The 11,881-nt window shown below is 45.5% G+C and carries 10 protein-coding genes; 2 read left to right on the forward strand and 8 right to left on the reverse strand.

Annotated features, from left to right (window positions below; genetic code table 11):
• Positions 1-104: 104 nt before the first annotated feature.
• The 3 genes from pncB to H0S56_RS13855 form a co-directional block, all read right to left on the reverse strand.
• Positions 105-1,310, reverse strand: a complete 1,206-nt coding sequence (gene pncB / locus H0S56_RS13845; protein ID WP_100329534.1) for a nicotinate phosphoribosyltransferase — start codon at positions 1,308-1,310, stop codon at positions 105-107.
• 118 nt (positions 1,311-1,428) lie between these two features.
• On the reverse strand, positions 1,429-1,959 hold the full coding sequence (locus H0S56_RS13850) for an ankyrin repeat domain-containing protein (protein WP_195725319.1): 531 nt from the start codon (positions 1,957-1,959) through the stop codon (positions 1,429-1,431).
• Between the two features lie 186 nt (positions 1,960-2,145).
• Entirely contained in the window at positions 2,146-3,660 is a 1,515-nt protein-coding gene (locus H0S56_RS13855; protein ID WP_180186343.1) for a catalase, read from the reverse strand.
• A gap of 227 nt (positions 3,661-3,887) precedes the next feature.
• Between H0S56_RS13855 and dtd the strand changes: the two genes are divergently transcribed.
• Positions 3,888-4,328 (forward strand): D-aminoacyl-tRNA deacylase, encoded by a 441-nt coding sequence (gene dtd / locus H0S56_RS13860; RefSeq protein ID WP_195725320.1) that lies wholly within the window; start codon positions 3,888-3,890, stop codon positions 4,326-4,328.
• Between the two features lie 304 nt (positions 4,329-4,632).
• On the opposite strand, the gene H0S56_RS13865 is transcribed toward dtd, so the two are convergent.
• The 3 genes from H0S56_RS13865 to serB all read right to left on the reverse strand — a co-directional run bounded on the left by H0S56_RS13865 (position 4,633) and on the right by serB (position 7,224).
• A complete protein-coding gene (locus H0S56_RS13865) occupies positions 4,633-5,112 on the reverse strand; it encodes an SCP2 sterol-binding domain-containing protein (protein WP_195725321.1) in 480 nt (159 codons plus the stop codon).
• A gap of 141 nt (positions 5,113-5,253) precedes the next feature.
• Positions 5,254-5,589, reverse strand: coding sequence for a ciprofloxacin tolerance protein AciT (gene aciT, locus H0S56_RS13870; protein WP_004647188.1), 336 nt, complete (start codon positions 5,587-5,589; stop codon positions 5,254-5,256).
• Between the two features lie 414 nt (positions 5,590-6,003).
• A complete protein-coding gene (gene serB, locus H0S56_RS13875; RefSeq protein ID WP_005108185.1) occupies positions 6,004-7,224 on the reverse strand; it encodes a phosphoserine phosphatase SerB in 1,221 nt (406 codons plus the stop codon).
• 77 nt (positions 7,225-7,301) lie between these two features.
• Between serB and H0S56_RS13880 the strand changes: the two genes are divergently transcribed.
• Positions 7,302-8,555, forward strand: coding sequence for a hypothetical protein (locus tag H0S56_RS13880; RefSeq protein ID WP_004729076.1), 1,254 nt, complete (start codon positions 7,302-7,304; stop codon positions 8,553-8,555).
• A gap of 94 nt (positions 8,556-8,649) precedes the next feature.
• Here the strand turns inward: H0S56_RS13880 and ppk1 are convergent, their stop codons facing one another.
• Positions 8,650-10,713 carry a polyphosphate kinase 1 gene (ppk1, locus tag H0S56_RS13885; protein WP_195725322.1) on the reverse strand — a complete coding sequence of 688 codons (2,064 nt, stop codon included), beginning with the start codon at positions 10,711-10,713 and terminating at the stop codon, positions 8,650-8,652.
• 177 nt (positions 10,714-10,890) lie between these two features.
• Positions 10,891-11,838, reverse strand: coding sequence for a bile acid:sodium symporter family protein (locus H0S56_RS13890; protein WP_195725323.1), 948 nt, complete (start codon positions 11,836-11,838; stop codon positions 10,891-10,893).
• Positions 11,839-11,881 lie beyond the last annotated feature (43 nt).

Genomic DNA, 11,881 nt, shown 5'->3' on the forward strand with positions numbered 1-11,881 from the left:
TGATTAGCAAGAATTTAGATAAGCTAGCCCACAAAAACCGTCCGGAATAAAAAAACCGCCTCTACAGAGAAGCGGTTCTAAAATTGCGCATGTCTGAAATAGACTTAGGCAGGTTCAGTAATCTCGAAAACCTGACGCAGATAAGCCAGGAAAGTATCATTATCGGTCATGGTTTTGCCCGGACTGTCCGAAATTTTTGCCACTGACTGCCGGTTACATTCCACCAGTTTCAGCACGATATTTAAAGGGGTTTGCCCCATATCGTTGGTCAGGTTGGTGCCAATGCCGAAACTGACCTGGAAACGGTCTTTAAAATATTGATGCAGTTTCCAGGCTTTTTCCAGATTCAGGCCATCACTGAAAGTCAGCATTTTGGTTTTGCTGTCAATTTTCAGCTTTTTATAATGTGCATAGGCCTTGTCGCCCCACACATAGGGATCGCCACTGTCATGACGCAGGCCGTCAAACAGTTTGGCAAAATACAGGTCGAAATCACGCAGGAAAGCATCCATACCGACCACATCGGTCAGGGCAATGCCTAAATCACCACGATATTCTTGTACCCAGGTTTCCAGCGCAGATTTCTGGAAATTACGCAGACGTACATCAAGCGCCTGAAATGCTTGCAGGAATTCATGCGCCATGGTGCCAATCGGGGTAATGCCCAGTTCCTTGGCCAACAGCACATTACTGGTACCGCGGAATACATGCGGTGCAGCTTTGTTGAATTCTTCCACCACATGCTTTTGCCATTCGAAACTATAACGGCGACGCGTCCCAAAGTCCGACACCAGAAATGGCGGATCCTGTGGATTTTGCGATGCATCATATTGTTTCAGTAATTGCGTTTTTGCCTGTAAACGGCGCTCACCTTCAGCCATGACTTCAGGGCTACGAATCCGGCTAAAATACAGTTCATTGACAATTGCCAGCACGAAAATTTCAAACATCATCGCCTGAACCATCGGGCCTTCCACTTTAATGTCTAAACGGCCTTCGCTATCGATACTGGCCTGAATGAAACGGCGTTTGAGCTGAAACAGTTCCAGATAGTCGACGAAATCACTCTTGATAAAACGCAGGCTTCTTAAGTATTGCAACTCGTCTTCTTTGAAGTTGAGCTGACACAGCAGATCAAGTTGATGATTGAGATCATCCAGAATATCCGTCAGCGGATAGACCGTGTCTTCCAGATTACGACAACGGAAATGATAGACACTATGCGTTTGCGGAAACTTGTGTAATACCACTTGCAACATGGTGAATTTGTACAAGTCAGTATCTAACAGAGAACGGATAATTGGAGCCATAATTAAGGAAATATCGCTGTGCTTATATCTGCATTAAAGCATAAAAATTCATGCAATATTGCAGGATTTACGTACAGCCGGCTGAAACTGCGACAAAAGTATCAGGCCATAAACCGTTTTATTTCTGAGGCTGGGCCTGGGTTGTGTCCTGTCCCTGAATGATTTTCTGGAGCTGTTTTTCCTGACCAATCACCCGGGCAAACTCGGCTGTGGTCTTTTGTCCGCTTTTCTCGGCCTGAGCATCACAGTCGACCTGATGCAGCTGTCTGGCAATGGCAAATTCCATTTTAAACAACGCACCCATCAAGGCAGTATTGCCCTTATTGTCTCGGGCGCAGCGGTCAGCGCCGTGTTTAAGCAAGCTCGTTACAATACTCTGATGTCCATAATAGATCGCCATCATCAGTGGTGTATAGCCATCACTATTACGCACATCGGCTGGAAAACCGTGCTTTAAAAATTCATTGATCACTTCGTCATTGCCGGTTTTGGCCGCGGCAAAGAACAATGCAACCAATTCCTGTTGCGAGTTCATCGGTGTAGTTGCAACACTTTTAACGGAAGACAGATCTTGTGCGCTGCTCAGGTTTGCAAACATGGCACCCAAGGCAAAAATACTGGCTAAAACTGCATGCTGCATAACTTTCATGATGGACTCCAACAGAAATCGAGTAGAGACATGAATCGAGTCTGATTCAGTTCAAATGAGAGAAAATGAGTAAAACCGGGTGCCTGTAAAACTCCCCCTAGGGTGCAGGAAAGGTTTGGAGTTTTACAGGACTTTCTTGAGGTGACGTGCTAGACCCTAGTCACCAATTTGTCGGACTAATCCAAATTAGTCTTTCAATTGCGCTGCTTTGGCTTTCACAGTCGCAAGATTGCCCTTCACTGCTTTGGTCATACGCGTACCATAATCCGCATCTGCCTTGTAGAAGTAAGACAACATGATGTGCTTGGTTTCAGAATCTTTGACATTGCCAAGATCTGCCGCCAGGTTCATGATTAAATCGTCTTTTTCTTTGGCCGTATATGAACGGTAAAGCTCACCCGCCTGCTTGAAGTTTTGCTCTTTCACACCAATTTGCTGAACTGTGCCGGCAAGTGGGGTCTGAACTGCACGCGCTTTTTCAGTTGCAGCTTTTGGCTCTTTACGGCTTGGTTCGTAGTTCACATCAGAATCACGCTCGCTCACATTCATATAACCTTCCTGGTTGTTGTTGTTCACGGCAACGATTGGACGGTTTACAGGAATTTGCTGGTGATTCACACCTAAACGGTACATTTGTGTATCTGAATAAGAGAAGATACGGCCCTGCAGCAAACGGTCTTCAGATGGTTCGATGCCCGGCACCAGGTTACCCGGTGCAAATGCAGCTTGCTCGGTTTCATTGAAGAAGTTCTTCGGCATACGGTTCAAGGTCAAGGTACCGACTTTGGTTTCTGGAACTAAATCGTTTGGCCAGATTTTGGTTGGATCCAGTGGATCGAAATCAAACTTGCCAAGGTCTTGAGGGTCCAATACCTGGATATAAAGATCCCATTTCGGGAAGTTGCCTTTGTTGATGTTGTTGTAAAGATCATTGGTGAGGTGATTGAAATCTTTACCTTGCTGTTCCGCTGCTTCTTTAACGTTCAGACCTTTGACACCCTGTTGAGAGCGGAAGTTAAATTTAACGTATTTATATTCGCCTTTGTCGTTATACAGTTTGTAGGCATGAACACCAAAACCATCCTGTTCGCGGTAGCTGGTTGGTACACCTTGCTTGCCATACACATAAGTCAACATGTTAGTTGCCCATGGTTGACTAGACAGGAAATCAAACACACGGTTGGCATCTTGAACGTTGTTGACCGGACTTGGTTTCATCGCGTGAATAAAGTCCGGGAACTTGATCGCGTCACGGATAAAGAATACAGGGGTCTGGTTACCAACTAAGTCCCAGTTGCCTTCTTGGGTATAGAATTTGATGGCGAAGCCATGCGGATCACGCAAGGTTTCTGGAGAACCTTTACCGTGAATAACTGTCGACATACGCACAAAGACCGGGGTTTTGGTTCCCGCTTTGAACAATGAAGCAATGGTCAGATCCGACAGATCTTTGGTGGTAACGAATTCACCATAAGCACCTGTACCACGCGCGTGAACAACACGCTCTGGAATACGCTCACGACCAAAACGTTGTAATTTTTGTACCAGCTGAACGTCCTGAAGTAAAACAGAACCATTTGGACCAGCAGTGATCGAGTTTTGGTTGTCACCGACTGGTGCGCCATTGTCTTTAGTCAAAGGAGCCGCTTGTGCAGCTGTAACCGTTGCAAGCATTGCAACCAGTAATGAACGCTTAAACATTTCTAAATCTCTCAATTTATTACCTTTCCTGCATGGGCTAAGATATAGAAAAACCAAATATTGTTAAAACGGATTATTCTCATTACTTTAATCGTTTTATTGAATATATAAAAATTAATCAATTATTTTTCAGGTGTTTGTAGTCCAAAAAATCAGCATTTATTCCTTTAGCAGATTGTATTCTTGCTACAATTACGCCCTTCCATAGTCATCAGTAAATATGTGAAATGCGTGCGTTATTACAAAGAGTTTTAGAAGCTAAAGTCGTGGTAGACGGTGCAGTCAGCGGTGAAATCGAAAAAGGCATTCTGGTTTTTTTAGGTCTTGGCAAAGGTGATGACCTGGAAAAAGGCAAAAAACTGATTGATAAGATCTTGAAATACCGCTTTTTTGATAATGAACAAGGCAAGATGGGCTGGAATGTCAGTCAGGCCAACGGCGGGTTGTTACTGGTTTCGCAATTTACCCTGATGGCGCAGACTCAAAAAGGCCTACGTCCAGATTTTGGCCCGGCCATGCCGCCGGCTGAAGCAAAAGCCTTGTATGAACAGCTGGTAGAATACGCCCAAAGCCAGTTTGAGCATGTACAAACCGGTATTTTTGCAGCAGATATGAAAGTGCATCTAGTCAATGATGGGCCGGTGACTTTTAATTTAGAAGTTGAATAGCGACACTATTTTCCACATTAAAAAACCCTCAGATTGAGTAATGCAGATCAGACAGGAAACTGTCTGGTTTTTTATTATTGTTAATTCATGAGGATATGGGATAGCTGGAAACCTCAACCATAACGGTCTGGGGCATCAGCTGTATTGCACCGCAAGATTAGAAAATAACTGTTTCTGCAAAAGATTTAAAAAATTAAGGAGCTTAGATCTAAACTCCCTAACTGGCTGGCATTACCCAGATTGAAACCGGCTGAATCTGCCCTCAGCCCTCCTTGAAAAAGGCGGGCGAGTCAGGAGCAGCGTTTTATTTGCCTGTTTTCTCTTTAATAAACTGGCGTGCCATTTTAAATTTTTCTTTGACCGGCTTTGGCAGTTTTGGTGGAATCATTTTCGCCACCTGGTTAAACCAGACCAGCAGGCCGAAGTCACCTTCCATTTTGATCGTGCCACTTTGCATGCCGGTCATAAATGCCGTCGGGTCACCTTTGACCAAGGTCTTTACACCCTGCTCACTGTCAGCAAACTGCAACACAAAATCAGCTTTTTCAGCATCACCCGAAACCGTATCGATATGACCGTTATCCACAATAATCTGACGTGCCATGCCTTCATCCGTACCAATCTGAATACGGAATTGACGTCCATGTACCAGTTCAATGAATTTTGGGCTGGTACGTGCCAACTGCTTCATACGTAAAGCTAAACCTACGACCAGTAAGTCCAGCGGATCTGTACTCATATCGACGAGAGGAAGTTTTAACACAGGAATGGACGACAGTTTCATGGAGGATGCCTATTCTAATTGTACGAAAATTGACAAATATCCTAGCATAGTTCTGGGCTAGGTGGATTATGCAGTTTGTATCATATTTCCAAATTGAAAAATGCACCCGTGGGTGCATTTTTTTCATTGCAACTTGTAGAATTAACGGCTTGAAAGCTGCTGCTGGTCGTCTTCATACACTGGCGTATGTTCAATGCAACGGCGTTTTGCCAAAGCACGCTCAGCACGACGATCTTCACGCAATAACAGGCCAGTCACGACCATCATGACCGCAGTTAACGCGCTCAGATAACTATACGTCATTGGTAGCTCAAACCAGGTTTGAGTTCCTACACGAATCACCTCGATCAGGCCCCATACCAGCATCCCGGCCGCCATAAAGCTTAACCAGCGACGATAAGGCGAGAAGAACACAGCAAGCACAGCTACAGCGACTAAACTGAAGCCCACAATCGTTGCTAAATTCGCTGTTACCATATAACCCCCTCCATCCAGATAGATAGTTTCCGCTTGATATTGCAACGCTTCTATCTATTGAATTTCGTTAAATCAATAAAGTGGAATCTGTTGATTTGTATCTCTATGCCTGCATTATGCTGAGTTTTTTGCATAAAAAAAGTCCTGTCATCCAGCCTAACGACATACTTTGTCGCGATATTATATTGTCATTACATTTTTTGCTTTTCACATTTTTGTGGATCAATGACTGCGCCAATGTTGGCGTGTCATTACAAAATTATCAGTAGTTTTTTTAAGTGAAAAAATTATTTTTCCGTTTAAGATGATCGATGTTTTTGTAGCCATATTTCAGATATTCCTTATATCACTCACATCATAAGCAATAAAAAACGCGACCCAAAGGTCGCGTTTAAAATCAATCAAAGCCTGTACTTATGCACGGTTCAGGTCTTTATCATGTACGCCGAGCAGATACAGCACCCCATCCAGACCGACGCTAGAAATCGCCTGATTGGCATTTTGGCGTACCAATGGTTTGGCACGGAAAGCCACACCGAGTCCTGCAATGGATAACATTGGCAAGTCATTGGCGCCATCACCGACTGCGATGGTTTGTTCCAGGGAAATCCCCATTTCTTGGGCGATTTCACCGAGCAAGAAGGCTTTGCGTGCGCCATCGACGATATGGCCTTTGACTTCACCGGTAACGACCCCATCCTGCACATCGAGCGCGTTGGCATGCACTTCATCAATATCCAGTTTAGTTTGCAGATATTCCGCAAAATACTGAAAACCACCTGAAAGGATTGCGGTACGGTAACCCAATGCTTTTAAAGTCGAAATCAGGCGTTCAGCCCCTTCGGTAATGGTCAGGCGCTCGGCAATTTTCGGAAGTACCGATGCATCCATGCCTTTTAATAAAGCGACACGGGCACGGAAGCTTTGCTGGAAATCCAGCTCGCCTTGCATGGCACGTTCGGTAATTTCTGCGACCTGTTCACCGACGCCGGCTTCAATTGCCAGTTCGTCAATAACTTCCTGCTCGATCAAGGTCGAGTCCATATCAAAGCAAACCAGACGGCGGTTACGGCGATAGGCATTATCTTCCTGTACCGCGACATCGACATTAAGTTCAGTGGATAAACGCAAACAGGCCTCACGCATGGCAGCTGCATCTAGCATTTGTCCACTTAAACCGAACTGGACACAGGCACGTTTTGGCCCGCTGCTCTGGCCATCTAAAGCGGGGCGACCAGACAGACGGGTCACGGTTTCAATATTAAAGCCCTGACCCGAGACAATCTGGGTCACGGCTTGCAGATGAGAGGCATTTAATTCAGGGGCCAATGCCGTTACGATATAACGTGTGCGTCCACCCTCTTTGACCCACTGATCATATTCAGTCGCAGAGATCGGTTTAAAGCGCACAGTTAACCCGATATCATGTGCTAGAATCAGGATCTCCTTCATGGCTAATGCTGTCGCTGTCTGGTCTTCAGAGGCTACAACAATACCTAAGGTTAACTGATTATGAATAACCGCTTGCCCTACATCTAAAATCTGTAAGGAATGGGCGGACAAAACCTGCATTAATCGTGTAAATTGATTAGGCTGGTCAGGTCCTAAGAATGATATAAGAATGATTTCTCGCATGAATTGACTCGGGTCTGAGCTACAACTATTGTTAGAATCATAATCGAAATTGAACAGAATTGCCTTGGAAGTTTACGTTGAATGCGCCTAGACAAGGGCTATTTGCTAGCCTATTGATTGTAAGTTTTGCTCTGCATACCTTTTTACTGGTATTGGCAACCACTCACCAACTGAATGAAAACCGTGCCAATCAGGGACAGCTGATCACCAGTCAACTGGTGACAGACAGCCTGTCTGAGCTTGAACCACCCAACCGCGTTTCTCTGGCGTTGCTGGCAAATCGTTATGCCACCAATCCAAGTGTCGCTTCCATCCGGATTCTAGATGCGAAAGCTCAGGTTTTAGCCACTGGCGGACTGACCAAAACCCGCGAGGGTGAAGTTTTTGTCCGTGATGCGCTGCAAAATGAGAAAAAAGTCGGTGTGATTGAAATCACTCTGATTGAACCAAGTATTGGTGAAATTCTGCGCACACAATGGCTGGCAATTCTGTTCTCGTTCATCATTCATGGTCTGCTCTGGGTCGCTTATCGTGCTGTGGCACGTCCAAGCCGCACCGAATATCTGGCGCGCATCAATAACGAATCGCGGCTGAAATTCGAGATTCAGACCCTGACCCAGGCATTGGAACAGGAAAAGCATAATGCGGCACTGGCGATTGCCCAGGCCCAACAGGCAGTGAAAAACAAAGCCAAAGAAAAAGAACATAAGCCGGCGGTACTGGAGAGCGATAGCCTGAGCTTAAACATCCAGTTCTACGATCCAAAACAGTTACTGGATAGCGTGAATAAAACCGTTTCGGTGCCTTATTTCAATCTTTGCCAGATTTTTCTGAATAAAGCCACCGAACTCTGTGTGCAACGCTATAAGTTGAATAGTTCTGATATTTGTACCGTACATAAATTTGATGAAAAAGGTGCCACCATCAGTATCGCGGCAGACAAACCGAATGCCCTGGCCTGCCTGACCATGATCAGTGCCGTGTTCCAGCTGCTTTCGGAAGTGCTGTATAAACGCTATCGTGAAGAAAAACGTTTTGTGTTACAAACCCGTAGCGCGATTGCCTCTAAAGTCGAGGAGATGCAGCTCAGCTCGGTACAGGCCGCTGAGCGCCTGACTCAGCATCTGGTCGCGAAAGAAAGTGCCTTACATGTACCGAACACCTTGCTGAAAGATGTGAGTGATCACTTCCAGCTGGTCAGCATGCCGAATCCAACCAATGTCCTGACCCGTCACGCTTTTGTGGTGAATGGGATGGATGCTGAAAGCGCCGAGCTGGCACAGACTTTTAGAACTGAAATTCTAAAATCCAAACAGTCCAAAGCCTCATAAATATCCTTGAATGTTTTAATTAAAAAAGCCGGATCCAACATCCGGCTTTTTTATGGGTACAAAACAAATACGCCAGTGTGTCTTGGCCTATCTCTTAAATTTTTAACTGTTTTTGTTCCAGCAGATATTGCTGGGCATTATAAGGCTGGGCCGGATCCTGACAGGGGACTTTATGCCACTGACCCTCGGCATCTAACTCCCATGCATTGTGACAATCTTTTAAATAGCTGATCAGGCCATCTTTATAAATCCGTTTTTTCAGCTCTGGATCCAGCACCGGGAAACAGGTTTCCACCCGGGAAAACAGGTTACGGCCCATCCAGTCGGCACTGGCACAATACAGTTTCTTGGCACCGCCATGTCCAAAATAATAAACCCGGGTATGTTCCAGGAAACGTCCTACGATTGAACGGACCTGGATATTTTCAGACATACCGGTAACTTGTGGAATCAGACAGCAGATTGAACGCACAATCAGGTCAATTTTTACCCCAGCCTGCGAAGCCTGATACAGGGCAGCAATCAATTGCGGTTCGGTAAGTGCATTCACTTTGATGATGATATGCGCGGCTTTTCCAGCTAGGGCAAATGCCTTTTCCTGCTCAATCAGTTTCAGCAGTTCGCTATGCAGGGTAAACGGTGCATGCAGCAAGGCTTTCAGTTTGGCCATTTTGCCCATGCCGGTCAGTTCCTGGAACATGCGATGCACATCTTCACAGATATCCGGCTGTGTGGTCATCAGGCCGTAATCAGTATACATACGGGCATTACCGGCATGATAGTTTCCGGTACCCAAATGCGCATAACGCAGTAATTCCTGATTTTCACGCCGGACAATCAGAATCATTTTGGCATGAGTTTTATAACCCACGATGCCATAGACCACGACCGCGCCGGCTTCTTGCAGAATATTGGCCACCATAATATTAGATTCTTCATCGAAACGCGCCCGCAGTTCAATCACGGCCGTGACTTCCTTGCCATTGCGTGCGGCTTCTGCCAGCACCTGAACAATTTCCGAATCCGGACCACTGCGGTATAGCGTCTGCTTGATCGCCAGCACCGCTGGGTCCTTGGCCGCTTCGCGCAGTAAAGTAATCACCGGCTGGAATGAATCAAAAGGATGATGCAGCAGCACATCCTGTGCTTTTAAAATTTCAAAAATACTTTTCTGTTTACGGAAAATTTTCGGAATGACCGGACTAAAATGCGGATACTTTAATTCCGGACGCTCAAAGCTGGTACTCAGACGGGATAAATTGATCGGTCCATCAATCCGGTACAGTTCCTGTTCCGTCAGATCAAATTCATCTAGCAAATAATCGATGATGTTCTGTGGAGAGTCATTTTCAATTTCCAGACGTACTGCACGACCAAAGCGGCGCGAACACAGTTCGTCTTTTAAAGCCACTGCCAGATCATCGACATCTTCCGACAGTACCAGATCGGCATTGCGGGTGACCCGAAAGGCATAACATCCGGTCGCTTTCATGCCGGGAAACAAATCACTAATATGCTGCTGGATGATCGCAGTCAGAAAAATCTGGGTGGTATTGTTTCCGGTGACATCTTCCGGAATTTTAATCAGGCACGCTAAGGAACGTGGTGCTGGAACAATCGCCATCTCGATTTCACGGCCAAAGGCATCTTTACCTTCCAAGCTGATAATAAAGTTCAGACTTTTATTCACCAAACGTGGAAAAGGGTGTGAAGGATCCAGACTGATCGGGGTCAATACCGGTTGCACTTCTTTGGCAAAAAAGGCTGCAATCCAGGCTTTATGTTTTTCCAGAAGATCCTGGTATTGAAGAAACTGAATACCCTGCGCCTGAAGTTCAGGCAGAATTGCATGATTCAGAACTTCATACTGTTTGTTAACTGTGGCATGAATGGACTGGGACAGTTGTTGTAGAATCAGCTCGGTGGGTACAGCATCAGGCGTCCGGGTAGTCGCATTCAGGTCTTGCTGTTTCATCAGCCCGGCAATCCTGATTTCAAAGAACTCATCCAGGTTACGGGAAAAAATAATCAGGAAGTTTAAGCGCTCTAAAATCGGTAAATTCGGATCGAGTGCTTGTGCCAAGACACGACGCTGAAATTCAAATAAGGAAAGTTCCCGATTAAAATAGGTCGCTGACGAATGTTGAAATTGTTCCATGCCCTCTCAATGCTGCTGATTACAGTCTGTTGTTTCACATCATTGAGGGGCGATCTTAGGCAGACTTTATGACACTTATGTTACAAAGCCCGATAAATCCATATAAATTAATATTTTAATTTTTAAAATTATAAAAAATCATCCTCTGGCTTGTTGCGCGCTGTCATCAAACTGCAATTAGGTGTCTGTTTTTTCAGTTTGTCTGGCAGCCCAATAAGTGGCTAAAGCTGGCCCTGAAATATTATGCCACAGGCTAAAAATGGCGCTTGGCAAAGCTGTCATTGGAGATGCAGCAAAATGGGTTGCCGCCAAAGCCACACCCAGACCAGAATTCTGCATCCCGACTTCAATGGATACTGCACGACAGTCTATTTCTGCCAAGTGAAATATACGACTGGCCCAATAACCCAGTAAATAGCCCATACCATTGTGTAAGGCCACGATTCCTAAAATCATTAACCCGGACTCCAGAATCTGGGCTTTGCTGCCGGCAATAATCGCCGCGACAATTGCCACAATCGCAATCACAGAAATCAACGGCATCACCTGAATATAGGCCGTGACTTTTTGCTTGAGTAGCGCCCGTACGATTAAGCCCAGAATAATCGGGAATAACACCACCTGTAAGATCGACACCAGCATCGACCAGGCATTGATCTCAATCCACTGACTGGCCAGCAGATAGAAAATTGCTGGAGTTAAAATAGGAGCCAGTAACGTAGAAACTGAAGTACAGGCAACAGACAAGGCGGTATTGCCCTTGGCCATATAGGTAATCACATTGGATGCGGTTCCACCCGGACAGCAACCCACCAAGATTACCCCGATCGCAATCTCCGGTGGCAGCTGAAACAGCTTGCACAGCAAAAAGGCCAAACCCGGCATCACCATAAACTGGGCCACCACACCAATCGCTACTGCCTTCGGACTTTGCAGGACACTTTTAAAATCGCCTACCGTCATGGTCATCCCCATGCCAAACATGATGATGCCTAACATCCAGGGAATATAAGTTTTTAACCAGACAAAAGCTTCAGGGATCATCAAGGCAATGCCAGAAAAAAGTAGCACCCATAAAGCAAAGGTTTTTTGGACAAATTGGCTAAACTGGAGCAAGGCTGACATGGGTTTCATCCAGGTGATATTAAGGGAGAAAAAGTAAGATAAA

The organism is Acinetobacter lwoffii, from assembly GCF_015602705.1.
GTDB lineage: Bacteria > Pseudomonadota > Gammaproteobacteria > Pseudomonadales > Moraxellaceae > Acinetobacter > Acinetobacter lwoffii_E.

What these genes read in the sequence shown, in the direction of transcription:
- aciT (WP_004647188.1), bottom strand. Translation starts at nt 5,589, where the DNA reads ATGGTAACAGCGAATTTAGCAACGATTGTGGGCTTCAGTTTAGTCGCT.
- H0S56_RS13865 (WP_195725321.1), bottom strand. Translation starts at nt 5,112, where the DNA reads ATGAAACTGTCGTCCATTCCTGTGTTAAAACTTCCTCTCGTCGATATG.
- H0S56_RS13850 (WP_195725319.1), bottom strand. Translation starts at nt 1,959, where the DNA reads ATGAAAGTTATGCAGCATGCAGTTTTAGCCAGTATTTTTGCCTTGGGT.
- dtd (WP_195725320.1), top strand. Translation starts at nt 3,888, where the DNA reads ATGCGTGCGTTATTACAAAGAGTTTTAGAAGCTAAAGTCGTGGTAGAC.
- H0S56_RS13855 (WP_180186343.1), bottom strand. Translation starts at nt 3,660, where the DNA reads ATGTTTAAGCGTTCATTACTGGTTGCAATGCTTGCAACGGTTACAGCT.
- serB (WP_005108185.1), bottom strand. Translation starts at nt 7,224, where the DNA reads ATGCGAGAAATCATTCTTATATCATTCTTAGGACCTGACCAGCCTAAT.
- pncB (WP_100329534.1), bottom strand. Translation starts at nt 1,310, where the DNA reads ATGGCTCCAATTATCCGTTCTCTGTTAGATACTGACTTGTACAAATTC.
- ppk1 (WP_195725322.1), bottom strand. Translation starts at nt 10,713, where the DNA reads ATGGAACAATTTCAACATTCGTCAGCGACCTATTTTAATCGGGAACTT.
- H0S56_RS13890 (WP_195725323.1), bottom strand. Translation starts at nt 11,838, where the DNA reads ATGTCAGCCTTGCTCCAGTTTAGCCAATTTGTCCAAAAAACCTTTGCT.